At 59.2% G+C, this 25,130-nt stretch carries 23 protein-coding genes and 1 tRNA gene; 17 read left to right on the forward strand and 7 right to left on the reverse strand.

The window, feature by feature from the left end:
- Positions 1-111: 111 nt before the first annotated feature.
- The 3 genes from NKH51_RS04780 to NKH51_RS04790 all read left to right on the forward strand — a co-directional run bounded on the left by NKH51_RS04780 (position 112) and on the right by NKH51_RS04790 (position 4,021).
- The gene (locus NKH51_RS04780) at positions 112-744 is read left to right on the forward strand and encodes a TetR/AcrR family transcriptional regulator (protein WP_254764107.1); all 633 of its coding nucleotides are present in this window, start codon (positions 112-114) and stop codon (positions 742-744) included.
- Complete coding sequence (locus NKH51_RS04785; RefSeq protein WP_254764108.1) at positions 741-2,180, forward strand: MATE family efflux transporter; 1,440 nt, start codon at positions 741-743, stop codon at positions 2,178-2,180. The genes NKH51_RS04780 and NKH51_RS04785 overlap by 4 nt, the downstream gene beginning before the upstream one ends.
- Positions 2,181-2,263: 83 nt before the next feature.
- The gene (locus tag NKH51_RS04790; protein ID WP_254764109.1) at positions 2,264-4,021 is read left to right on the forward strand and encodes a YcaO-like family protein; all 1,758 of its coding nucleotides are present in this window, start codon (positions 2,264-2,266) and stop codon (positions 4,019-4,021) included.
- Positions 4,022-4,047: 26 nt separating this feature from the next.
- Here the strand turns inward: NKH51_RS04790 and NKH51_RS04795 are convergent, their stop codons facing one another.
- Entirely contained in the window at positions 4,048-4,479 is a 432-nt protein-coding gene (locus NKH51_RS04795; RefSeq protein ID WP_254764110.1) for a hypothetical protein, read from the reverse strand.
- 107 nt (positions 4,480-4,586) lie between these two features.
- Here NKH51_RS04795 and NKH51_RS04800 point away from each other — a divergent pair, with 107 nt between their 5' ends.
- A complete protein-coding gene (locus tag NKH51_RS04800; RefSeq protein ID WP_254764111.1) occupies positions 4,587-5,063 on the forward strand; it encodes a cupin domain-containing protein in 477 nt (158 codons plus the stop codon).
- Between the two features lie 106 nt (positions 5,064-5,169).
- Positions 5,170-5,781: a (d)CMP kinase gene (gene cmk, locus NKH51_RS04805; RefSeq protein ID WP_254764112.1), complete on the forward strand. Its 612-nt coding sequence runs from the start codon at positions 5,170-5,172 to the stop codon at positions 5,779-5,781.
- 99 nt (positions 5,782-5,880) lie between these two features.
- On the opposite strand, the gene guaB is transcribed toward cmk, so the two are convergent.
- Positions 5,881-7,383, reverse strand: a complete 1,503-nt coding sequence (guaB, locus tag NKH51_RS04810) for an IMP dehydrogenase (RefSeq protein WP_254764113.1) — start codon at positions 7,381-7,383, stop codon at positions 5,881-5,883.
- Between the two features lie 518 nt (positions 7,384-7,901).
- Here guaB and NKH51_RS04815 point away from each other — a divergent pair.
- From NKH51_RS04815 to NKH51_RS04865, 11 genes are all read left to right on the forward strand, one after another.
- On the forward strand, positions 7,902-8,810 hold the full coding sequence (locus NKH51_RS04815) for a DUF5794 domain-containing protein (RefSeq protein WP_254764114.1): 909 nt from the start codon (positions 7,902-7,904) through the stop codon (positions 8,808-8,810).
- A gap of 57 nt (positions 8,811-8,867) precedes the next feature.
- Positions 8,868-9,042, forward strand: a tRNA-Trp gene (locus tag NKH51_RS04820).
- 944 nt (positions 9,043-9,986) lie between these two features.
- Positions 9,987-11,849 carry a DUF8148 domain-containing protein gene (locus NKH51_RS04825; protein WP_254764115.1) on the forward strand — a complete coding sequence of 621 codons (1,863 nt, stop codon included), beginning with the start codon at positions 9,987-9,989 and terminating at the stop codon, positions 11,847-11,849.
- Between the two features lie 781 nt (positions 11,850-12,630).
- A complete protein-coding gene (locus NKH51_RS04830) occupies positions 12,631-12,996 on the forward strand; it encodes a hypothetical protein (protein ID WP_254764116.1) in 366 nt (121 codons plus the stop codon).
- A gap of 66 nt (positions 12,997-13,062) precedes the next feature.
- Complete coding sequence (locus tag NKH51_RS04835) at positions 13,063-13,425, forward strand: DUF8023 family protein (protein WP_254764117.1); 363 nt, start codon at positions 13,063-13,065, stop codon at positions 13,423-13,425.
- A 5-nt stretch (positions 13,426-13,430) separates the two neighbouring features.
- A complete protein-coding gene (locus NKH51_RS04840; RefSeq protein ID WP_254764118.1) occupies positions 13,431-13,940 on the forward strand; it encodes a PGF-CTERM sorting domain-containing protein in 510 nt (169 codons plus the stop codon).
- A gap of 79 nt (positions 13,941-14,019) precedes the next feature.
- Positions 14,020-15,540 (forward strand): Env/VP5 family phage fusion protein, encoded by a 1,521-nt coding sequence (locus NKH51_RS04845; protein WP_254764119.1) that lies wholly within the window; start codon positions 14,020-14,022, stop codon positions 15,538-15,540.
- A 7-nt stretch (positions 15,541-15,547) separates the two neighbouring features.
- On the forward strand, positions 15,548-16,111 hold the full coding sequence (locus NKH51_RS04850) for a DUF8063 family protein (RefSeq protein ID WP_486633610.1): 564 nt from the start codon (positions 15,548-15,550) through the stop codon (positions 16,109-16,111).
- Positions 16,108-16,983, forward strand: a complete 876-nt coding sequence (locus NKH51_RS04855; protein ID WP_254764121.1) for a DUF8125 domain-containing protein — start codon at positions 16,108-16,110, stop codon at positions 16,981-16,983. The genes NKH51_RS04850 and NKH51_RS04855 overlap by 4 nt, the downstream gene beginning before the upstream one ends.
- Positions 16,976-17,974, forward strand: coding sequence for a hypothetical protein (locus tag NKH51_RS04860; RefSeq protein WP_254764122.1), 999 nt, complete (start codon positions 16,976-16,978; stop codon positions 17,972-17,974). The genes NKH51_RS04855 and NKH51_RS04860 overlap by 8 nt, the downstream gene beginning before the upstream one ends.
- Positions 17,975-18,111: 137 nt before the next feature.
- Positions 18,112-19,032 (forward strand): DUF7550 family protein, encoded by a 921-nt coding sequence (locus NKH51_RS04865; protein ID WP_254764123.1) that lies wholly within the window; start codon positions 18,112-18,114, stop codon positions 19,030-19,032.
- A 346-nt stretch (positions 19,033-19,378) separates the two neighbouring features.
- Here NKH51_RS04865 and NKH51_RS04870 read toward each other — a convergent pair whose 3' ends face one another.
- Both NKH51_RS04870 and NKH51_RS04875 read right to left on the reverse strand, forming a co-directional pair.
- A complete protein-coding gene (locus tag NKH51_RS04870; protein WP_254764124.1) occupies positions 19,379-20,053 on the reverse strand; it encodes a hypothetical protein in 675 nt (224 codons plus the stop codon).
- 78 nt (positions 20,054-20,131) lie between these two features.
- Positions 20,132-21,157 (reverse strand): DUF7961 domain-containing protein, encoded by a 1,026-nt coding sequence (locus NKH51_RS04875; protein WP_254764125.1) that lies wholly within the window; start codon positions 21,155-21,157, stop codon positions 20,132-20,134.
- A gap of 822 nt (positions 21,158-21,979) precedes the next feature.
- On the opposite strand from NKH51_RS04875, the gene NKH51_RS04880 reads away from it, so the two are divergent.
- On the forward strand, positions 21,980-23,068 hold the full coding sequence (locus tag NKH51_RS04880) for a tyrosine-type recombinase/integrase (protein ID WP_254764126.1): 1,089 nt from the start codon (positions 21,980-21,982) through the stop codon (positions 23,066-23,068).
- 411 nt (positions 23,069-23,479) lie between these two features.
- Here NKH51_RS04880 and NKH51_RS04885 read toward each other — a convergent pair whose 3' ends face one another.
- The 3 genes from NKH51_RS04885 to NKH51_RS04895 all read right to left on the reverse strand — a co-directional run bounded on the left by NKH51_RS04885 (position 23,480) and on the right by NKH51_RS04895 (position 24,989).
- Entirely contained in the window at positions 23,480-23,686 is a 207-nt protein-coding gene (locus NKH51_RS04885; RefSeq protein WP_254764127.1) for a hypothetical protein, read from the reverse strand.
- Positions 23,687-23,789: 103 nt separating this feature from the next.
- Positions 23,790-24,485, reverse strand: coding sequence for a TMEM165/GDT1 family protein (locus NKH51_RS04890; RefSeq protein WP_254764128.1), 696 nt, complete (start codon positions 24,483-24,485; stop codon positions 23,790-23,792).
- 294 nt (positions 24,486-24,779) lie between these two features.
- The gene (locus tag NKH51_RS04895) at positions 24,780-24,989 is read right to left on the reverse strand and encodes a hypothetical protein (RefSeq protein ID WP_254764129.1); all 210 of its coding nucleotides are present in this window, start codon (positions 24,987-24,989) and stop codon (positions 24,780-24,782) included.
- Between the last annotated feature and the right edge of the window lie 141 nt (positions 24,990-25,130).

The following is a 25,130-nucleotide window of genomic DNA, read 5'->3' on the forward strand; positions in this document are numbered from 1 at the left end:
GTCGGCCCTACGCTGTCTTCCACTGTAGCCGCCGACTCGACAGAACGAGAACGCCCGGTTACGAAGCCCTTTTGACTGACCAGTCAGTAAGTTCTCGTAGGACCTTCCTGCATGACAGACGAGACCATCGACGATCTGATGGAGGCCACGTATCAGGCGCTGTGCAAACACGGCTACGCGGAGCTGACGATGCAGGACATCGCGGCGGAATCGGACAAGAGCAAGGGGACGCTTCATTATCATTTTGAGGGCAAGCAGGACCTCCTCGAGTCGTTTCTGGAGTATTTACTCGCCGAGTTCGAGGAGCGAACCGAGACGATTCCGGGCGAGACGCCGGCTGAGCAGCTCCACGAGTTCCTCGAGGAACTGTTGACGCCGGCCGACGAGGACTCCGCCGAGGAGTTCCGAACGGCGATCCTCGAGATCAAGGCCCAATCGCCGTACAACGAGGCCTACCGAGACCAGTTGAGCGGGTTCGACGCCGCGTTACGGGATCGGATTGCCGGTCTCGTCGCGGACGGGCTCGAGGCGGGTGAGTTTCGCGAGGGTATCGACCCCGAGGAGACGGCCGACTTCCTCGTAACGCTGTTTCAGGGCGCGCAGACGCGAGCAGCCGCGGTCGACCGCCCGCCAGAGCGGACGAAGCGCTACGTCCACGACTACATCGACGACACGCTGCGGAGGGACGGCTCGAGCGATTCGGCGTCGACCCGCTCGGACGGGGGGACGGAGGCCGGCAGATGAGCCTTTTGGACCGACTGTCCGCGGTGTTCAAGGGTCGCGAGGAGTTCGACCTCACGTCGGGTGACATCGCGCGGCCGCTGTTCTATCTCTCTTTGCCGATCATCGTGACGAACCTGCTGCAGACGGCCTACAACCTCATCGACACGTTCTGGCTCGGCCAGTACAGCACGGAGGCGCTAGCGGCGATCAGCTTCGCGTTCCCGATGGTGTTCCTACTGATCTCAGTCGGCCTGGGACTGTCGACCGCCGGGAGCGTTCTCGTCGCCCAGTACATCGGGGCGGACGAGGAGAGCGAGGCGGAGTACGCCGCCTCTCAGACGGTGGCGCTGTCGCTGCTCGGTGCGATGGTCCTGGGCCTCGTCGGCTACGTCTCGGTCGAGCAACTGCTCGGGCTCCTCGGCGCGTCGGCGGACGTACAACCGCTTGCGACCGAGTACATGCAGGTCATCTCGCTCGGGATGCCCTTCATGTTCGGCTTCTTCGTCTTCATCGCGCTGATGAGAGGCTACGGGGATACGGTCACGCCGATGCTGGTGATGTTCGGCTCGGTCCTCCTCAACGTCGTCCTCGACCCGTTCCTGATCTTCGGCTGGGGGCCGTTCCCCAGACTTGGGATCGAGGGCGCGGCGATCGCGACGGTCTTCTCTCGCGCCCTGGCGATCGTCGTGGGCCTCGCGATCATGTTCCGCGGGACGAGGGGCGTTCGCATCCGTCTCGGACAGATGCGACCGGACCTCGCGTTCGCGAAGAAGCTCGTCGCCATCGGCTTCCCGGCGTCGATCGAAGGGATGGGACGAGCGCTGTCGATCAACCTGCTGTTAGTGATCGTCGGCTTCTTCCCGACGTACGTCGTCGCCGCCTACGGGATCGGGACCCGCGTGTTCTCGGTCATCTTTCTGCCGGCGATCGCGGTCGCCCGCGGCGTCGAGACGATGACCGGTCAGAACGTGGGTGCCGGCAAACCGGACCGCGCGAAGGCCGCCGCCGACTTCGCCGCTCGCACCATGTTCGTCGTCCTCGGGGCGCTCGGCGTCGTGGCGTGGGTCGGCGCGCGGCCGATCACCGCGGCGTTCACCGACGACCCCGCGGTCATCGAAGTCGGCGTCACGTTTCTCCGGTACGTCGCGCCCTCCTTTGGCTTCATCGGCGTGATGCGAGCCTACAACGGCAGCTTCCGGGGAACCGGGAAGACGCTCACCGCGGCCGCCATCGTCCTCGTCATCTACGGCCTCGTTCGACTCCCCGCCGCCTACGGTCTCTCCCAGACGGCCTTAGAGTACCGCGGCATCTGGCTCGCCTTCGCCGTCTCGAACGCCATCGGTGCCGCCCTCGCCTACGGCTGGTATCGCAGAGGAACCTGGCAGAACGTCGATGTCACCGAGGGACCGGCCGGTCCGCCGGTCGGCGACGACATCGAACCGAGTACCGACGACTGATTCGTCGACTTTCGCCCCGCTCGAGTCGCGGTGCTCGCGACTCGAGCGGGGCGTTTTTGCCCCCCGCCCCGGAGGAATGGGGTATGCAAGTATCCGTCGTGGCCGACGACCCAGTGCGCGAGGCGGTCGTCGCCGCGCTCGACGACGTCGATATCGACGTTCGCGACGCCGACCCTGAGTCGCTCGCCGACGCGCGCTTTGCGGTAGTCAGCGACGTCGCGGGGTCAGCGGCGTTCGACCGAGCCAACGAGGCCGCACTCGAGGGTGGAACGCCCTGGATCGCCGTCGAGATCGGCGGCGTCGGCGGCTATCCGATTCCGAACGTCGACGCGGCCGCGACCGGCTTCGCGCCCGCAACGGGCTGTTTCGACTGTCTTCGCGCGCGTGTCGCGTCGAACCTCGAGGAGCAGGGGGACACTCCGAAGGCCGACCGCAGCGCGGCCAGACTCGCCGGCGCGATAGCCGGCCGGGAGTGCGTCCGCGTCCTCTCGGGTGACGAGCAGTCGATCATCGGTACGGTTCGCGAGGTGCCACACGCGCGACGGCCGCTCTTGCCCGTTCCCGGCTGTACGTGTGCCGACGAGAGTCGCGATCGGACGCTCGAGCGCGACGCCGAGTCGCTCGCCCTCGAGGCGGCGGTCGAGCACGCGGAGCGGGCGATCGACGACCGGGTCGGCCCGGTCTCGAGCATCGCAGAGGTCGAGTCCTTCCCGGCGCCGTACTATCTTGCGACGGTAGCGGACACGACTGCCTACAGCGACGCGAGCGCGCCGCGACAGGCCGCCGGCGTCGCCGACGACTGGAACGCCGCGCTGATGAAAGCCGTCGGCGAGGGCCTCGAGCGCTACTGCGCCGGCGTCTACCGCGAGGAAGAGTTCGTCCACGCGAGCGAGAACGACCTCGAGAACCCCGTCTCGCCGACGGCCCTCGTCCGGCCTGACGATGCGCGCGCCTACGACGCGAGCGACGAGCATCGCTGGGTGCCGGGCGAGAATCTGGCGTCCGGCGAGCGGGCGCACCTGCCGGCCGCAGCGGTCCAGTTCCCTCAGCCTGGTGACGATCTGGTCCCGGCGATCACGACCGGGCTGGGATTGGGCTCGTCGACCGTCGACGCCCTCGTCTCGGGGCTGACCGAGACGATCGAGCGAGACGCGACGATGCTCGCGTGGTACTCGACGTTCGAACCGCTCGGGCTCTCCGTCGACACTGAGGCGTTCGACCGGCTCGAGCGCCGCGCCCGAAGCGAGGGGCTGTCGGTGACGCCGCTGCTCGTCACGCAGGACATCGACGTGCCCGTGGTGGCCGTCGCGGTCCACCGCGATCCGGACGCGATCGGCGGGGCTGTCTTGCCGACCGACGACGCGTGGCCCGCGTTTGCGCTCGGCTCGGCCGCCGGCCTCGACGCCGCGGCCGCGGCGACAGCGGCGCTCGAGGAGGCCCTGCAGAACTGGACGGAACTCCGGAGCCTCGGCCCCGACGAGGCCGCCGACGCGGGGGGCGCGATCGGCGACTACGCTGCCTTCCCCGAGCGCGCCCGCGAGTTCGTCGACGCCGATCGAACGGTGCCCGCAGCCAGCGTCGGTCCGGACCCCGTTCCGACGGGCGTCGACCGGCTCGAGGCGCTGTGCGAGCGAACGGTCGACGCGGGACTGACGCCGTACGCGGCACGAGTGACGACGCGCGACGTAGAACAGGTTGGCTTCGAGGCCATTCGCGTTGTCGTTCCCGGCGCACAGCCGCTGTTTACCGGCGAGCCGTTCTTCGGCGAGCGGGCGCGGACGGTGCCGGCCGACCTCGGCTTCGAGTCGCGCCTCGAGCGGGCGTTCCATCCGTATCCCTGATCCGGCCCGCCGGTCCCGGCATCGTTCTACTCGGAGCCGGCGGTCGCACCCGTCTCCTCGTTTTCGCCTTGCTCGATGTTCAAAATCAGCCCGTCGTTCGTGATCCGGACCTCTACGAGGTTCGTGTTCGGCGTGATCGTCCCGTCTTTGACCGCAAGCGTGTCACCCTCCTGTCCGAGCTTCGTCGCGCGGAATTGCTGCTCGGCCGCCTCGAGGTGCGGGGATGTCGCCTGCTGGTCCGGCGTGACGGTGTAGCTCTCCTCGTAGGTCTGCCGGTCCGTCCCCGCGGCGTAGGCCTCGAGCCGGAGGTTGTAGTAGCGATCGGCGTCGCTGTAGACTTCGACCGGTACCACGCCCCGAAAGCTCCCCTGGTAGTGCTCCTGCAGCGTCTCGACGCAGCCCGAGAGGCCCACGGTGGCTGCGACCCCGGCGGATCGGAGTGCCGTACGACGGTTCACGTTCGGGACTCAGGGTTGCACGACCGTAGGCATTACTCTTCGAGCGTCGCCACGTGGTAGATATCCTCAATCACGAGACTTTTGGGTCGGGAGACGAACGCCGGCATATGGAGAAAGTCGCGATCGACGATGTCGATATCGAAGTCAACCCATTGGACGTACACTCGGTCAGGCGGCCGGTCTCGGACGAACTCGGCTTTTCTGACTTCGCGATGAACTACTTCGAACTCGAGCCGGGTGAGTCCTTTTCGGGCGGACTGCACACCCACCACGACCAGGAGGAGGTCTTCTACGTGCAGGAGGGGACCGCGATTTTCGAGACGGAAGACGATGAAATCCCGGTCGACGAGGGCGAGGTGATCCGATTTGCGCCGGGTGACTTCCAGCATGGCTACAACGACTCCGACGAGCAGGTCGTCGGCTTCGCCTTCGGCGCGCCCAAGTCCAAACACGACTGGGACCAGATCGAGTCAATGGCTTACTGCCAGGAGTGCGAAGCGGAGGTCGGACACGGTCTCGGGTTCACCGACGAGGGGAACTTTCGGCTGACGTGTACCGAGTGTGGCAACTCGTTCGTCCCCTGAATCCGGGTCCGCTCGCGATCCGTGCGGTCAGCTCCCACATGCGTTCCGTTCACGTCCCTCGAATTCGAGCCGGAACCTTTTCACGGGGGACCGAGTGGGAAAACGTATGGGCACAGAAGACAGTTCGACCGAGGGGATCGACACCACGCTTTTCATCACCGTCTCCGGCCCACCGGGCTGTGGGGCGACGACGCTGTGCGAACGCCTCGCCGACGCCATGGGCTGTCCGTACGTCTCCGGCGGGGATATCTTCCGCGAACTCGCCGAGGACCGCGATATGAGCCTGAATCAGCTCACCGCGAAAGCCGACGAGTCCGACGAGATCGACCGCGCGCTTGACCAACGGCTCCAGCAGATCGCCGAGAAATGGGGCATGGCCAACAAGCCGTTCATCCTCGAGTCCCGGCTCGCGGGCTGGTTGGCGGGCGAGCGCGCGGACTTGCGTATCTGGCTCGACGCACCGGAAGACGTCCGGCTCGCTCGGATCGACGACCGCGGCGAGACCGAAGCCGAGATGCGCGTCCGCGAGGTCAGCGAAGCCGGTCGCTACCAGTCTTATTACCAGATCGACATCGACAACCGGACGTTTTACGACCTCTACATCAACACGGCGCGGTGGAGCAAACGAGGCGTGTTCACCGTCGTCAAAGCCGCGATCGAGGAGTACGATCCCGAACTCGACGAGGGCGCGTTCACGACGCCGACGCTCGAGCCCTGAGTACGGCTCGAGACGGACCTGGGTCGAGTTACTCGAGGGGTTGCAACCGAAAAGCGGGAGCGAACGCGATGACTCGCTGGCGGACGACCGCAGGCAGCGTTACTCGCTGTCGGGCGAGTAGTTCGGCGCCTCGTCGGTGATGACGACGTCGTGGGCGTGGCTCTCGGCCTGACCGGCCGAGGAGACGCGGACGAACTCCGCGCGTTCTTTGAACGCGGGGATCGTTTCCGCACCGACGTAGCCCATCCCCGACTGCATCCCGCCCGCGAGCTGGTGGAGCTCGGACTGCAGCGACCCCTTGTACGGCGTCGCCGCCTCGACACCCTCGGGGACGTACTCGTCTTCCTCGTCCGGTTCGTCCTTCAGGTAGCGGTCGCTGTCGCCGGATTTCATCGCGCCGACCGACCCCATGCCGCGGTACTGCTTGTACTTCTTGCCGTTCATCGTGACGACGCGGCCCGGTGCCTCGTCGGTACCGGCGAAGTAGGAGCCGAGCATGACCGCGTCCGCGCCGGCGGCGACCGCCTTGATCGCGTCGCCGGAGTACCGAATCCCGCCGTCAGCGATCACGGGCACGTCGTGTTCGGCGGCCACGTCTGCGACCTGTGCGACGGCCGTGATCTGGGGCATCCCTGCGCCGGAGACCACCCGCGTCGTGCAGATCGAGCCCGGACCGATGCCGACTTTCAGACCGTCCGCGAACTCGACAAGATCCGCGGCCGCTTCGCGGGTGCCGATGTTGCCGACGACGACGTCCGCGTCGACGGACTCTTTGATCTCTCGAGCGCCGTCGATGACGTTCAGGTTGTGCGCGTGCGCGGTGTCGATGAACAGCACGTCCGCGCCCGCCTCGTCCGCGGCGAGGGCGCGGTCTGTCTCGAAGGGGCTGACGGCGACACCACAGCGAAGACGGCCGTCCTCGTCGCGAACGGCCTCCTTGTACTCGCGGCGCTGGAGGATGCCCTGCATCGTGACGAGTCCCACGAGGAGGTTCTCGTCGTCGACGACCGGCACCCGTTCGATCTTGTGCTCGTACATCAGGTCGAACGCGTCGCGGGCGTCGATCTCCTCGTGGGCGGTAATGACCTCGTCGGTCATCGCCTCGGTGACCGGGTCGTCCTCGTTGACCTCGAGGTGGGGGCGGATGTCCGTACTCGAGATGATTCCCAGGACTTCGCCGTTCGTGTTGACGACGGGCGCGCCGCCGACGCCCTGGCGGGCCATCAGCTCGTCGACCTCGCGGACGGACATCTCGGGGTCGGCGGTGACGACCTCGTCCAGCGGGATGATCAGTTCGTCGGCGCTCTTGACGCGACCGATCTCCTCGACCATCTCGTCGATGTTCATGTTCCGGTGGAGGACGCCGAGCCCGCCGTGGCGGGCCATCGCGATCGCCATGCCGCTCTCGGTAACGGTGTCCATCGCCGCCGAGAGGATCGGCACCGAGACCTCCACGTTTCTCGAGACGTTCGACGTGAGGTCGGCGTCGTCGGGTTCGACGCGGCTCTCTTTCGGGCGCAGAAGAACGTCATCGAACGTTAGCGCTTCCGGTACCTGCAGTTTCGAAGAATAGGGCTCGTGCTCGGGAACGTCGTTCGCCATGTAAACCGTCCGGACCCCCGGGGGAAAAACGTTGCGAGATGAATACGGGTGTGAACCGTTGTCGAGCCCGTCAACGGCCGATCCGCCGCTCTCTGGCGCGTTCTCTCTCGTCCGCTAGGGTCGACTCGTCTTCCTCCCGCGGTTTTCCGGCAGATCGACACCGGTCGGGGTCAGCACGCGACGTGACGGGTGACCACATTCGGGACAGATCTGTGCATTTCTGTACGTCTCTATCCGTCTCTGCTGAACTTTCGGCGAGTCGTGAAACGTCATCCCACGCAATGTTTATTGATCGGCCGTCCGTTCGTTCGGGTATGTACGCTGTGAGTGCAGCTGCCGCCCGAACCGATGGCCGGACGAGTTCCGACTCCGTCGCCGCCCTGTTCGGGAATTTTACACAGAAACTCACAGCGCGAGGCCCAAACCACAACGCGATCGTCCGGTGTGCGGACCGGCCGGTACGGGACCGCCCGTCATATCGCCCACAGGCCTCGGGTCACGGCCATCGGCCCTGACCGATGAGTACGTCACAGCACCCGGTCGCGCTCCGCATGGAGCGCATCGTCGGTGGTGACGCCAGGCTGCTTGCGCTGGTAATGATGCTCCCGTTAGTCGACGGCGTCTTCCCTGCCCTGATCCTCGCAGGTGCCCTCGGCGAGCCGCTCGGCGCGATTCAGGTCGGCCTGCTGATCTTCGGCGGCAGCGCAACCGTCGCCGTCATTCTCGCCGATATGGACGGCACGCCCCGCGAACAGGCCGCGGTCGTCATGCTCATCGGACTGCCGCTGATCCTGCTGGCGGCGCTCGAGGCCGCCCTCGCCCCGACGATCGAAAGCGTTCTCGACATCGTCATCTTCGAGCGCTTCGCGGCGCTGGTCATCGCGGCGATCGCGGCCAAAACCGCCAGTGCGACCATCGGCGACTACCTCCCCAACCCCGTGGTCGTCATCGGGCTCGGTCTGGTCGCCAGCGTCGACCCCACCGGGCTAACGATCCGAGTGATGACCGATCCGGTCCTCGTCGCCCATGCGACGCTGGCCGCGGCTGTCGGGGTCGCCTTCGCGCTGACGGTCGCGCTGACCGGACCCTACCTCCGGGAGTACATGGACATCGACCGATTCCGCTTCGGCAGCGCGGTCGCTCTCGGGCTGCTCCCCCTCTCCCTGCTCGGGATGGCCTTCGGACAGGCCCCCCTCGCCGCACTGGTCGTCGCCGCCCTGTTCGCCATCGATCTCCCGCTCGGCGGGGGCGACGACTCGAGTACGGGTGCCGACGCCGACGACGCGGCCGCCCAGATGGGGGCGGTGACCGACGGCGGTGACGTGGCGGACGCGACCGAACCGATGGGCCCGGACGGCGAAGACGACTCGAGTTCGTATCCGAGCGACGACGGCACGGACACGGCGGGCCGGGCCCCGTGGCTGTAGTGCGGTTCTGTCCAGAATCGAAACCACTTTAGGCTGCATCCCCCAACTGGGACTCGAGGGGTCGTGGCCAAGCCAGGCATGGCGGCTGACTCCAGAGGCAACGCGCCCGGGACGACACTCCAGACTGATATACTGATCGGGCACCTGATCAGTGTCCGTGTGATGACCCTCTGGAGTTCCGAGGCGCACCGGAGATATCAGTAGATCGGGGGTTCAAATCCCTCCGACCCCACTCTGACCTTAATTATACCTTAACCCTTCTGAGACTAAAGTCTCGTAGAAAACTCTCTTTTGCGGGGTGGTCGGCGTGACCGCTCCGAATCGGCTTCATCCGGATCTTCAACTTCTCGCGATCTCCCTCGAGGAGAATCGGAGTCACTTGACCACTCTCTCCCTCCGGCGGTCACAATCGTGTAGCGGTCAGGTACCAGCATCGACTGAGCGCCGCGAGTGCCGGATGGGCAGATGCCCGGAACCCGCAACTCGCGACGCAACGCGACCTTTAGGAGCGTCCGTCGCAGTGAGGGAAAGCCCGGAATGCAGGGAGCGCAGCGCAGCGAGCGACCAGCCTCGTTCCGGCCAGGGAGCGGCGCGAGGGAGTTCTACTAAACGGATCGTGACTGATGGCGGTCAAGTTAGACGTGACTCTTCCTCTGTCTATCATTCTAGGGTCAGCCCGCCGTCTATTATCGAGACATCGAATGGCTATCGGTACGTTCGCTGTCGACGTGGTGGTAACGACGACACTGTTTACATCCACCAGCTCTGCGCTATTGCAGCAGGTGCTGATCCGCATGACGTGTTCGGTGATCAGTACGACGTTCATCACATCGTTCCCTCTGATTGGCTCGGTCCATTTGCTGAAACCGACAACGGGAAACCGTATCTAAACACGCCAGATACGGTTGTTCTCGTTCCTGTGTGGGAGCATCGACGAGGACATCTTGAGCAACTTAACGAGAAAGGTGATTCGCAGTGAACGCGGTTTGCTCTCAGTGTCGTCGTGATCTTCACAGGCACGGCCGCTGCCTCCTCGATGAGCAGTACCTCCTGTACATCTGTCCCGTTGATCCCATACTCCCCGTCTCTGACGCTCAGTAGATGGCAGCCCTGGCTGGCACGAGCCAGGGTTGTAACACATCGGGATTAGTACAACACCTGGCGGACTGCGGTTTGATGGCCTACGGTCAGCGCGATCCTGACGCGCTAACCGACCGTAACAGCGACCGCGTTCGAATTCTCAAGTTCCTCGCCCGCCATCCTGAAGGGATTTCCCAGACCGCGCTTTGTCATTACGTCCTCAAAGGTGTCGCTCCGAACGACTATAGCGGTCTTTATGACCTCTCTGGTGACGCTTACGAACGGCACGATGAAGCTGCCCAGCGGTTCTACGGCGGCTCTGACTGGGTAGCTCTCGACGGCTCTGATGATGACTACCAGTTTCTCAATCGCTTTGTGAACGATCTCGAGGCTGAGACTGATTTGGTCCGTGTCGACGCGCTCGATCGAGACAACGAGCATGGTCGGTGGGTCACACCAACCCACCGGCTGCTTGACTTGATTTCAGCAGGCATAACTGAAACAGCTACCGAATCGAACGATCTGGTTTACGACCGTGAGTTTTGTCTGAATATCTTGAAATCGAGACGTAACGACCTTCTTACTCTTTCTGAGGCTCAGAAATCCACCCTTGCACGTTCTCTTCGTCGTTACATCCAACGCGTTCGCGACTACCGCCTGGCATTCGATGTTCATCTAGCAAATCGATCGGGCCACGAAAAGCGCCGTATGATCAAACCGATGGCGACCCGTTTCTCTGACCGTGGACGCGTCGACCGAACGTTCGCGATGCTTCAAGATTCCCTCGAATGGGGTTCCGAACATGCGGACACCGCTGTTTTCTGTACACTGACCACTGACCCACGAAAATTCGATAGCTTGTACGATGCTATTATGGCTATCAACGAAAACTTCCACGCGCTGAATCAGTGGCTCAAAACTGATCCATCGACAAAAGCGGATACTCGCCGCAAGGATGTCCGTGCGTGGCGTGGACCTGACGATGACGTTACCGGCCGTCCACGTAAAAAGCTCGAATATGTGAAGGTGCTCGAATTTACGTCAAAGGGTTACCCACACCTTCACGTCCTCTATTTTGATCCCCCCGTTCGCGATGTTGACGGAATGCCGTGGCTCTGCGATAAAGCCGAACTGTCCCATCAGTGGAACAAGGACACTGAGACGCGCACGGGCCAGGGCCGGATCGTCGATGCGTATCCGCTTGTGTTCCGTGACGATCTCGACGACCTCGAGGCCGAGTTCAACACTGACGAAGGCTTCGTGAGTTGGTATCGCTACGGTGATCACGACCACTCTGAAGACTGGATCGACGATCGGGTCCGATTCCACCAGGAGGAAGGTCAGATCGATTTCGACGGTTCCGACGAAAATCCGATGCAGAAGACCGCAGGGTCCTATATTGGGAAGTATCTCTCGGAAACATACGCGCTATTGCTCGATCTCGATAGTCTCGATGATCCAGACTTCCAAGGATCGATCGAGACACCCGGAAAGTCGGCATGGTGGAAGCTCGCTCTCTACTGGTGTACTCAACGGCGGTTCTGGTCGCCCTCTAGAACGATCCGGCGAGATATCGAACTCGACCCCGATCGCTCCGATATTCGTCGCGGCGTTGCTGACGTAACTCGTACATCGCTTCTTCATCACGCCGAACGATTTGACGACAGCCATGCACTCTATCCCGATCTCGATCGCGACCGCGCTGATGCTCTCCTCTACCGACTCGTTCGCGATCTCGTCGCTGAGCGTGAGCTCGAGGCGACTGAAGTCTCAACGAGTTCAACGACACTCGCTCGAATCGAATATTTGGGCGCGTATCACTACGGGGATCTTCCAGCGTCCCCTGACCAACGTGTTAACTCGGACGCCCTTGAAACCGCAGTCCATGACCCCAATGAACCCGTTGTCCTCGCATCGACTGGCGATCGTCCTCCTCCGACTGCTCAGGCATGGAGATAATGTTTGGCTGATGCAGAGCAACAGCTTTGTTCAGCATTTGTTCCTACCCAGTCATGAAATATCCGTATAGTGCCCACAGTCGAATATATTTTATAGAATAACCAACAACTGCCATATAGGCTAAAATTCTGTTATGTCCTTAGAGAGAGCTGTACATGAGGTATTTTGGACTATGACCGTAACTAAGAAAATTCGGGAATGGCATCCAGATATGTTTCCTTATTCTCTGAATGAGAGTGATAACTACTCTGCTAAGGATAAAGTGATCCATGTTATATACCGGATCTGGGAATATACTGCTAAGAAGATATTATGGCAAGCCGGGAACCTCTCTCTACTAGTTAATTTGTTTTCATACCTCGTATCGGTCTTAATCATATCTGGAGTTCTGTCTATTGATGTAGTTCTGAACCCGATCGCGTGGGGGGTACTTATTGGACTGATTGGCACTACAATTTCTTCATTTTTGTCTAACTTACAAACATTAGTACATTCTCGAACAATTGCGCATGATGCTGCCCAAGACCAGATAGAGGAGTGGGAAGATAGGCGTGATAGGAGAACTAGGAGACAGGTACTCAAATAAGTACACCAGTGGAAAAGAATGTAACAATCCTACATCCATGGAATGTATAGATTGGAATGATTTGGTCATTCTTAGATCGCCTAATGGCCTGACGTAACGGCGACGTACCGCTGTCCTAGTTATTATCATCTGCATCTGAATGCTGAATGTTCAGTTTCAGAGGGTGCTGCCCGATAATGGACTGAATGAGTGACCATGGCAACGGATAACGCATCTGGCTTTCAGACGGCAGACGCACCGGGCGGAAACTACGACGACGACAACGCGGAGTGGCAGGAACTCCCCGACGAAGGAGAGGTCATTCAGGGCATCATTCTGAACCTCGCCGAGAACAGCGGTCAGTTCGACCAGCTGCGCGTCCGCTACAAAAGCACTCACGGTTCCGACGAGGGCGACATCCGCCTCGTTCATTTCAACCGGACGCTTGAGGACCGCGTTCACGCGAACGACATCCAAGAGGGCCACGAGTTCCGCCTCGAGGGCACTGGGACGTACACCTGGGAAGACGACGACGGCAACGAGCGCGAAGGTACTGAGCGTACGCTCCAGTTCCGCGAATAGTCCGCCGACTAACAGCGACCTTTCATCAACACAATGGCAACTCGAAACGCAAGCCTGAGCGGTATCATGAACGACTATTCGCAACTACGCGCGGTCCCGGCGTTACTGGGAATGCTCTTCAGCATCTTCGGTCTCTACCAGTTCGGTGCGTTCTCCACGCTGACTATCGCGTGGTTCGACTACACCATCCAGACGACGCACGTCATGCTCGGCTCGCTCGCGATCTTCGCGGTCGCGTTCATGTCGAGCGAGACGAAGAGTTTCGAACACTACGACGAGTGGGAACAGGCGATGATCGCTGCCAGCCCCGTACTGATCGTGGGCTACGAGCATATCTCGTTCATCACCGATCTGGTCAATACCAGTACGTGGACGCAGATTCTCGCGTTCCTGATCGTCGCCGGTGGCTACGGCGTCGCCATGCGGTGATCACAGTGGCTCGAAAACTCGCACTGCTGATGGCCGTTCTCTTCACGGTCGCGATCGTCGGTGTTGGGGTCGCCCTCGTTGGGAACGCTGCCGCTGCGGAGCTCGCCAACGAAACGGCGACCTTCGGCGACTCGAACGACACAGTGGCCGTTGATCTGAGCTGGAACAGCTCAATCTCTGACGCCCAGAACACGACGGCGGATATCGTGTTCTACAACGCGACGGAGTATCAGAACGACTCGTCGACGGCGACGGTCGTTCACTCCGAGACGGTTACATCGGACCCTGGCAACACCACCACACACAACTACACGACGGCCGACGTGAGTGCGCTCGAGGTCAACACCGAGTACGTGGTCGCAGTCGAAGGTACTGACTCCGACCTCGACGATGTGGCGATCTCGACGCTGGGGAGTTCGGGCAGCGGCTTCTTCGCCGGCTCTAGCGGGGGCGCGAAGTTAGCCGGTGCCGGGCTGCTCATCGCGGCGGCCGCGCTGATGCTCCGAGAGGACTGACATGCCTGCGAAAACTCCAGAGAACGGTACGCAGGCTGACGCTGATCACGCTCGCTCCCTAGTGCAACGACTCGGTTCCGTGGCGATCGCGCTGCTTTTGGTGATGTCGCTGCTCACTGGTGCTGCGCAACCGGCGGCGGCTGCTGAAACCGGCAACTGTACGAATCTCGACGACTTCGTGATGTTCATCACGGCAGGGCTCGTTAACGCTGATTCCTGCTCACGTGCGGCCTACGTTGAACACACGATTCAGGAGATGGAGGAGTCTGACGCAAACCAAACGAAGGTAGACATATACACAGCTGCCTCCGGACAGGCTGCCGGCTTCGACGCATGGGCGGCTCCGTTCGAGAACTACCTGAACGACACGGAGAGCACTGCGTGGATGAAGCAAGAGGCTGCCGTTGCTGAGGCGTACGAGAACGGCTCGACAAAGGCGACTGCTAAGGCCGACGCTCGTGAAGCGATTCGAGATTACTATTCCATCAAGGCGGTCAACCTGTACGAACAGTGGAACCAAACGCTGGTCCAAACCAAGACGCTGCGCGACCAAGCGGCGATGGAAGAAGGGATCTCGGCGAGCTACGTGTTTCTCGATGAGACATCCGGTTCCGGTGGCACGCCCGTTTATAACGGGATTGACACTGAGTCTGTCACGCTCCCGAACGGCACCACGGTAGACGTGAAAGCCCTCAACGTGAGTTGGGGCAGTGATGCTTACGAAGCGGAATACGGCACGTACACGCTGATCACGCCGACCGATCTCGATAGCACATCCGGCGAGTTCAAAGACCCTACGGATGGCGGAATCTATTACAGTGGGTACGGCGATTTCGGTGCGACAATCTACGGCATGAGGGTTGACGTGCCTGACGACACGTATAACACGTCTGACCAGATCAAAATTCTCGACTTCTCACGGTTCGCCCCGAAACACTACCGTATCAATGATATGAGTAGTGGCCTCTCGACCGAGGCTTCAAACTTCGTGGAAACGACGTATTCGGACTTCGATAACGGCACGATCAACGCATCTGACGTGATCTCGTCGCACACCGCTATGTTCGAGTACGGTGTCCGGTCGCCTAACGAGACCGAAGGTCTCTGGCGGTCGACAGCGGCACTCGCCATGATGGGATACGATATGCCGAATCTGAACACGTCTGGTACGATGGCTGTCGACTATCAGGGTTCGTCGTACACCGGTATCGTGATGGCGCGGAACGCGCCAAACAGTACGTGGTCGGCAGGGACGACCTACGACCCGTCGGCTATCGACGGCCCTGTGTTCATGCTGACGACGGACGGGAAGAAGATCGACTTCTCCAACTCGTTCACCATTACCAGTATGACGGCTAAGGACGGCTCTAACCTACAGTCGACACAAACCACCAAGTACGTCTACAAAACGGCCAACACGTCTGAGATGCTGGCGCTGCAGGCCGACCTTATCGAACTCCGGCAGGAGATCGAAGCTCGTGAACCTGATGGCTCATCAAGTAGTAGCGGCGGGCCGTTGTTCGGTGGCTTTGGCACCTTCGGCCCTGTGGGTCTGCTTGCAGCCGCTGCTGCCGGGCTGATGCTCCTCGACAACCGGTAACAAAACCATGATTCGCACAATTTCTTTCGCGCTCCTGCTGGTAGCGGCCGCGCTGATCGCGCCGATCGGCATGGTCGCAGCGCAGGCAGCGAACGAGAGTCCGAACGAAACTGCAGGTGGTACCGTATCAAAAGACCCGGGAGAGAGCGGTCGGCTCTACATCGACGGTGAGGCGTACGTCGAAGAGTGGTCGTACGACGGCGGGACCTACCATGTCACGCTGAACGCGACCTCGAGCACGACTGTTTACCTATTCCCCCCGATGAAGACTGGTGAGTCGGATCAGGGCAATGGCGAGAGTCGAGCCATCGATCTCGACGGAGACTCGCCACGGCAAGTCTCGATCGAGGGCGGCGACCAGCTCGTCATCATCACCGAGGACTTCTTCGAGACGAGCGGGAACCCGTACGTCGTGCTTGACGGCCCTGATCCGCTGATCGGTGGCCCGTGGACGGCGAACGACGCTCGTCTGTCGGCTGCTGGCGCGTTCACGGCGGCTGTGTTCGTCATTGCTTGGAAGATCCTCAAGCAACTCACTGGCATTGCGAGAGAGCCGGAGCGGGTAGCATGAGCGGTCAAAGTACATCTTCGCCCGGATCTCCCAGCCAGGTTCCGACGACGGATCCAACTCGGCGTTCGATGGTGCTCGAGTGGCTGTTCCAAAACGGGTTCAAGCTAATGGCACTCGGCTGCCTGATCGCAGCCGCTGCGTTGATGCTCGGATGGGTGCCAGACATTGGCCGAGAGTTCAAAGTCTTCGGACTCGCGCTGCTCGTCTGTCTGTTCCCCGCGTCGATCGTGGGCGATCGGCTGACCAACTGGGTACCGGAACCCGTCTCGATCTGGCTCGTCGACGTAGACGCACGGATCACGGACGGGGCGATCTACCGCTTCCCCGCCGAGGACTTCAGCGATCTCGAGGTCACCGACGGCGAACTCGAACAGTGGGGTCCGATCCTCTTCGCCGGAACGAACGTCGATCTCGAAGCGATGACCGTCGAAGGTACCTGGCGCGGTACGCTGACCGATCGCGAGCTCGTCGCGTCGCTCCAGAAAGTCTACGAGTGCAGGAATCTGCTCGAGGAAGACGCACAGCGAGCGTTCGCTTACGAGAACAACCTGTGGTCGATCGTCAGAATCGCGGCCAAAGACGCCGTTGCGTCGGTCGTCTCGACGTTCGAGAAAGGATCGCTCCCCGACGAAGGGGACGGTCTCGATCACGCAGTGAACGACGCCCTGGACCAGTTCGGCCTTGAGCGACGGTACAGCGGTGACGCAGACGCACTCGAAAAGTTAGATGTCGACTTGGACGAACTCGGTGATGTCCTCGAGGCGGCTGACGTGGACGTCGACGATCTCGACGACCAGGGGGAACCGAGCGGTGAACAGAACGAGCGGCAGTCCGGCGGTGGACTTCCCGCACTGACAGCTGACGATGACTGATACCGACGAAAAACTCCTGACGCTGGCGAAGCTTCGCGAACAGATCACAGGCGACCTCGAGGGCGACGATCGGATCAAGTCCCACGCCGGGATCGTCGCGAGCGATCGCGATCGCCGGTCTCTCAACTTCGTCGACGACGTGGTTTCTGAGCGTGGCGATCTCGACGCGACTGCGTTCGCTGACACCGATCTCGGCGACGTTCTCTATCCGAACTTCCTCACGGACGCTGCGTCTCGAGCGGTTGACACTGGTGATGCCTCGCTCGCGAGCTACCTCGTCGGTGTGACCGAACAGGAGTTCGACGGCTCGAACATGACCGTCGCGCTGCGGCTCCTCGAGGAACTCCACAACAACGGTGCGCCCGCGTTCGTGGCCGGAGCCGGTAACCCGGAAACGGGAAAGACGAACACCATGTATAAACTCGTCGAGTTGACCGATCGTGCGTTCAAGCTGATTGAAGAGTTCCCCGACGAACTCATGGTGATCTCCAACTCCCGTTCGTGGGAGCGAACCGATAAGGTCTGTACGTCAGCTCACGATCTCGCGGTCACCTGTCTCCGCCATCGATCGACGCCGAAGTTCATCGTCATCGACGAGTCGTCGACGCACTTCGACGCGCGCACGTACAGTTACGAGGTTGCGAACCAGTGGACGCCGCTGGCGAAGCGCTTCGCGAAGATCGGCGTCTATGCCTGCGGTAACATCTTTCATTCTGGTCGGGACTATCATCCGGAAGGGAAGCGCCTTACTACGCTTGCGTTTTGGAAGGACGAAAAGACCGAAGCCGAATTCTTTCAGGAGTGGGGAGCTGATGCCGACCGGCCGTCCGAACCGTTATTCCCAGATCTGGTTCAGAATTTTGAGAAGTACGACGGTTACGATCCAAGTGACTCAGCACCATGGGCGTGGAATCTCGAACCAGGACTCTTTCAGGAGGATAAGAATTGGCAGGAACTTCTCGATGTCCTTGAGGATCCTCGGGGGGATTGATGTCTCTGAAACTCTGAATTCAAGTAGGCGTAAATACATACGTTGATTTGTCCATGAAACGATTCGGAGTTGCAGTCTCTCCACCGTATGTTTATCCGCTCATAATATCTATCGCGTCGTTTCTACCTTATTATTATATGGTTGAGAATAATATGGAATATGCTGGATTGAAAGATATTTTTGCAGGGGTAGCCACAGCAACACTAGGATCCTACATTACGATTCTTCTTGTTGAAAGGAGTTTTCGAGAGCAAGAAGAACATAGACGACAACGTATACAGGCTGCTGCCCTTCGGCAAATCCAAGGGAGTCTCAACAGCCATCTATCCTTCCTCTCAGAGATGTATATTGTGGCGTTGGAAGAATACCCTTCATCACCTCCGGCAAGTTATGCGGAATTATTTAACGGTGATTTTGATAAACAAGTTCAACTTCTCGACTTTGAAAGAAGCTATCCCACTGCTGGCGATGGTCCTAACCCAGATTGGTTTCAGATATCAGAGAACGAAATATCAAATTTGCGAAACCAATTTGATAAAACGATAAACCAATATGCAGGACTAATGGAACCAGAACTTGTCGAAACCCTCCAAAGTATAAAGGAATCAGAACTCACAAAATTTCTAACAGCCATTTCTGAAGCTAATATCAGAAAGCTTGATAGTGATTTTGGCGTTGATCGCCAATATACGGTCTTATTTGGACACGATGACATAATAAGTAGCCATACTGATGCTGTTCTTAATTTGGTGCAGCGATATGAAGATGTCTCGATAGATATAACTCCAATAGAAGATCAAGGTGCTTGGCAAGATAATGTTACACCCCATGCCGGTAGTGCACGTGTCGAAAATAACCCTTCTGAAATGGAACATGTGATAGAGATAAAACAAAATATAGAGGAAGACGTGGTGAAGACCGGCGGGAAAACTGAAAAAGTGAGAAGAACTACAGCCCCGATGGACGAATACTCCCGCCGGGAGGTTCTTTATGGACTGATAGTATTCTTCATCGGTATAACGATATCATTTGGTATACCACTTCTCGTATCCACTTAAACAGTAACAGCAGTCTTTGTCCCAGCAATCCCTTCTCCACGAATGCTCGTCACTGCCAGCAACCATCTGGAGAATTCCGTCAGCATCATTACATAGATCTGGCTGATGCTACGGATTGGTCCCCTCTGGTTCTCTCTTTGCGAATAAGAGATTCTATCTTAGACCGCGGTACTTGCCTCGAGAATTAGTCCACCCACCAACCGACCACCCCAGTATGGTCGGGTCCGCGATCGTCACCAATTCACTAAACTACAAGCTAGAGAAGCGGCCGAAGCTCCTCCTTGTGGGGGCTGAGGCCGCTTCTCTTCTTCTTCTTCGCGTTGCATTGGATTACATTTCCGGAGGTCTACCTGCTACGGGATGCCTCTATTTCCCTTTCTAAACGTTCGTCCAAATAGAATTTTATGATCACATATAGTAATGCTAGAGCCACAAACACTACCATTATCGTTATAAGTCCGTATAGGGGGATCAGGTCAACAGTTCGTCCCCCGATCATAACTTCAGCTGGCAAGGTTGGAATGGCATACTGAAATACAACGACCAGTGTCAAGCCGACAGGTGAGAGCCCCTGGGCGAAAAGCTTGATGAGTTTTCTGATCTGCTTGTGTTCGTCAACAAGATTAGAGTGGTGGCCCAACACTAGCGTGACAGTAGACATAATAAGAACAGCAGTTAGAATAGATATCTGTTGGAGATATGCCCAGTACATGGATAGCATAAGAAATGCTCCTAGATATGCGGATCTAATACTGTGTTTCTCCGATATAGATGGTTTAGCTAAATAATGGCCTGTAGAAACACCAATCAAGTAAGATACAAATAGTGGTTTGTACGTCTGTAGTGACGGTGGTTTGCTTGATTCAGCCTGAATATATATCCCGCCGGCAGCCAGCATAGCAATAAAACCCATTCCTGCCAACATCGCCGCCAAGTTCAAACCATCAAAAAGATCATATTCATCATCAGATTTACTTTCATTCTGACTACTCATTTCCAGCCTACTATAGGCAGCAGACATTTAGTATATTTGGTTTCACAGATCCAAATCGGTTACTGACACTAGATCGTTCCCTTCAATCTAGTATTTAAAGCAATCTTACTCAGCGAACTCGATATTAGTGTATTTGAATGGATATGTTCTTACACTCTCCTCACTGCAGTAGTCAGCTAACTCTCTTACGGGCGTCTGTTCCCAATCAGAACCGTTCTCAGTAAGTTGCTCAACGAAAACAACGTTGACTGCTTCATATCCTCTCTCTTCTGGATCGAGTCGCTCCGTCACAAGGCCAGTGCTTGGGTCTTCGTCTTCTGTCTTGACGACTCGATCTCCTGGCTCAAAGGGGTTCTTCGCTAACTCCAGATTCGAGTACTTGTACGGATACGTTCGTATGTTCTGATCGTCGCAGTACGATGCGAGCTTAGCGGGGTGGATATCTCTCCAATCCCCTGGTCCCTCATCAAGTTGCGGAACGAACGCTACGTTGACCGCTTCGTAGCTCAACTTCTCTGGCGGCAGTCGCTCAATCACAACGGCAGTGTCCGAGTCCTCCTCTTCTACCTTCACGACCCGATCGCCGGGTGTAAATGGATTCTTCGGGTTCTGCTTCATTTGGGCAGTGCTCGGCCCGAGTTCGATCAGTTCGTTCATCGGTCGAGCTGCGAGGTGGTCCAGTTTGTCCGGCTCGTCGCCAGAATATTCCTCCTGCGTTTCCGCCTTCGATTTCAGCGTCTCCACGCGCTCCCAGCCGAGTAGAATCAGGGCATCTTCGTTATCCCGATGCCACGCCATCACGATGATATCATCTTGGTCGTCCGTCTCGAGCATTCGCTCTGGCAGAAATGCAGAGACGTCACGCGAAGTCTTCACATCTACTTCGTAGCCGAACACCTCGAAGTCGTAACCAGAGAAGCTCTCTGGGTTACACCTTCGGATAGCGTACTCGTTTTCCCAATCCCACATCTCCACCGGGATAAATTCTCGACAGAATCGCTCGAACGCCATTTCCCCCAGATTTCCGATTCGCTTCACATCAACGTCGCCTGCGTTCGTTTCCGTGACCTGCTTCAGCGCTTGATGATGTGCCCGTTCCTGATCGATTTCGTCCGGAGTATATCGATACATACTATCGGAGATAACTGCTGGATCTAGTTAGATAAATAAAAAGTCTATCTATCCTCAATCTCACTCACGTCGAGATCTCCCTCGAGCCACGACCGGCCTTTGTCGGTTATGACGTAGTATCCAGAGTCGTCTACCTTCTCGGTGAGCCCGTACTCCGTGAGACGATTCAGCCGTCTCTTTACTGTAGATCGATGAGGCGAAGCCCGTTCTTCGTATTCTAAGTTGAACAGGATAACGCGTGGTGGTAGGGCCTTACCGCTCTCACATAGCACTTCTAAGATTGGCCCATCGTACTCGCTCCACCAGCTCGGTTGCACACTGAACTGGTTGTTTTCCGATGGCTAAATAATCAGGAGTATTATGGGTAATACGATTTGATGCATGTTGCAACGATTAGGGTTACCTTTATCGGCTTTGCAACGAGAAGGGTTACCTACGGAAGCTATACGCGGTCCTGACTGTCACAGGCCCGTATCGGAAACGGCCCGGTGCTGGGACACCGGTCCGTGAGAAGCTTCCGAAACCCGACTACGGAAGCATGAGAAACAATACGCACACGGTGCTTAAACGCCCCGTTTGGCGGTTTCGGAAGGTTATCGGAAAATCGGAAACGACCCGGTTAAGGCTAAGTGTAGCTGGCACTGAATTACATCAACACCGACGGACAACAGCCGCGCGCGCCCCCTGGACCAACAAACGGCGCGCGCAGCTCGTCCGCGGTCCCAAGAGTGAGACCATGCACGACTGCACGCTTCACCCCGGTAAGAGTATCGACTGTTCAGAGACTTCCGCCGAGTGCAATCTTGATGGAGGTCGATCGCGGTGACGCCTCCTCGAGCCCACGGCGACCAGAACGCCCCAGATCTCGAGATTCCCGAAGCGATCGACCTCTTCATCACCCGGAACAGACCGGACTGGAAAGGAGAGACGGCGCGGACGTATCGGAAATCGCTCGACACCTTCGAGAAGTTCGCTGAGGACGAGGAACTTGACACGATCTCGGATCTCGAGATGTGGCGAGTCGGCCAGTTCACTGACTGGCTGATTCAACAGGACTACGCGCGCGTAACCGTCCAGAGTAAACAGAAACAGGCCCGGCGCTGGCTCAAGTGGCTCGAGTCGCAGGGCTACCTGCGAATCGGAACGCATCTGGCGATCGAGCCGTTGCAACTCGAAGACAGCGAACAGACGAGTTCCGATATCCTGCGCCCGAAGACCCTTCGAGAGTTCCTGACGTTCTACCGCGACTCCATGCAGTGGCGCGCGAAGAGACGGCACGCGCTCCTGGAGGTGATCAGTCACACCGGAGGTCGCCGTTCGTGCATCCGATCGCTCGATGTCAGCGACTACGATCCTGATGCCCGGACGCTGAAATTCCTCAACCGCCCGGAAAGCGGAACTCGGCTGAAGCGTGGTGACTCCCATCAACGGAAGGTGGTCCTCTCGGAGAAGCCGAACGAGGTCCTTCACGAGTTCGTCGAGCGGGAACGAGTCGACGTACACGATGAGACGGGCCGTCGCCCCCTTTTCGCCAGCCGCCAGGGTCGGCCGGCGAGAAGCACCATCACGAACTGGATCTATCAGGCGACGCTGCCGTGCGTGATGCGCGAGTGTCCGCACAATCGGCAGCGTCACAACTGCCGGTGGACTGCACAAACGGAAGCCAGCAAGTGCCCTTCGTCGACGTCACCCCATCCGGCCCGTCGCGGCAGCATTACGTGGCAACTGAACATCGGTCGTTCGATTCAGGACGTTGCCGATCGAGCAGCAACGACGCCGGACGTGATTCGCCGGTACTACGACCGGCCCGATCTCGACGAGGATCTTCGTCGACGGATCACCGACTTCGATGGCATCGACATCTGCGAGCATAGCGATCCGACCGACATCGACGTGGAGGTGGATTCATGAGCGCGTCTACTTCGGGCGAAAAGGCGGAATCGGCACGTCCGAACACCCTCCGACCCCATATTCTCGCCGCACACAAACTCTCGAGCAGCGTAGTCGTCCCGTGGTCGAATTCCCCCCCCACTCGGATCGAGAAAAGCGTCGTGACTCTGACTCGGATACCCAAAGACCTATGCTGATATTCTTGTCTCAGTAGGGTATGGTCCGGTATCCTGATGGGAGATGTTCTCGCTGTGGCGAAAGAACGTTCGCTCGAGTGAACGACTCTGAGTGGTGCCCCAACTGTGTACAACTCCGCGAAATGGGGTTCACCGATCGATAGGGTGAACGAGTAGAGTCGTCTGTCCGATTCCGCTCTGCAGTGCCACACTCGGTTGCTGTATCCGGCGATGGAGTAGTGCTTCTCGCCGAAGTCTAGTTCCCGCCGTTCTCGACACGTTCGAAAAAGCCCTGTCTGTGGCGAATTTCGCCCTCGTCGTTGAGGGTCGAGATCGCACGGCTGATCTCTGTGTCAGCGTATCCGTATTTCTCCGCGAGGGTCTCTCTGAGCGACTTGTGGGTGTGGCGTTCGGCCTCGAGTTCCGAGAGCAGTCGCTCTCTCAGGCGGTCGGAGGTGCTCATTGAATCACCTCTAGTAGACGCCCGACGCAGGTATCAGTTACTCCGCATCGACTGGACCACCAGCGGTCGGCTACGCCGGTCGGATAACGTGACTCCGTCGCCCTTACAGAAACGCCAGCAACACGGACGAGATACCCTCGACGATCGTCTCCCAGACCGAGAACCCGGTCACCAACTGCAGGATCGTATCGAGCCCGAAAAACAGGAAGAGACCTGCGCCGGCGAAATGAGCTAACCGGGCGTCGAACCGGTGGGAGAAGTGGTGGAAGAAGAGGGCGTTCGCGATGCTCACGGGGATGATCGCGAGCATCTCGCCGGCCCAGATGGCGGGGCGAGCGCCGTACTGGACGGCGAGCCCGATGGTGACGAGTTGGGTCTTGTCGCCGAACTCCCCTGCGGTCATCAGGAGGAAGATCGGGACGAACCCGCGGAGATACGGCGGGACATCGTAGCCGCGGATCGAGACATCGATCGACTCGGCAGCCGGGACGCCGCCGTTGGTTGCGACGACTCGCGCGTTCCGATCGGGGGCCGACCGGACGAGCAACGCGGCGAAGAGCAAGAACAGCGCGGCCGTGATCGCGTCCAGATATACGGGCGCGAGCACGCCCTTGATCGCCGCGCCGAAGAGGATCTCGAGGGTCGTCCAGCCGGCGAAGGCACTCCCCGCGGCGGCGACCACGATCCACGGATTGTAGCGGGTCGAGAGCCCCGCGATGATGAACTGGACTTTTTCGCCGGGCAACACCGAGAGCTGGAGGACAAACGCGATAATCAGGAGTTCGACCCAGCCGGTCATGCGTCGGCGGCGTCGGAGACGAGCGCGCGTCGGTCCACGACACTACTCATACAGTGGTTTAGATACGTCTAACGTATAGTGGTTGTGGGGCGAAACAGTTGGCGGTCGACGAGCGGCGGCCGCGATCGATCGGCGGAAGGCGCGTTTCGGTTACCTGCGGAACACGTCGACGAACCGGTGATGGCCCTCGTGATGGATACGACCAACCGGTGGCAAACCAGGCGGTCCGGTTCTCGCTGGCGCTCCGTGGAGGAAACTGGATCGCGGAGCCGGAAAGCGAGATCGATCCGCGCTTCACTGTTGTTCCGCATCGATGCTGTTGAGCTCGTGCCAGATGCCGATGAGCACGCCCACGAAGAGCAGGACGAGCACGGCGAGGCCGAGGTTCTCCACCCAGCCCCCCGTCCCGGCGACGATGAAGCCGCCGAACCACGCGACGATGAAGGTTCCGAGGCCGCCGCCGGCGATGAGCAGTATCATGAGGCGGTCAGTGTACTCTCCCATACTCTGGCGGTAGGACCTGAGTAGGATAAGGGGCCAGCCTGAATTGGCCTGACTCGAGTCGGCGGGCGGTTCCGCTGGGTTCCGACTCGGCCGTCTCCGTCGGATTCCGACGCCCGCTCTCGGACCACGTTCGACCCGCTC

Source organism: Natrinema marinum (assembly GCF_024296685.1).
Lineage (GTDB): Archaea > Halobacteriota > Halobacteria > Halobacteriales > Natrialbaceae > Natrinema > Natrinema marinum.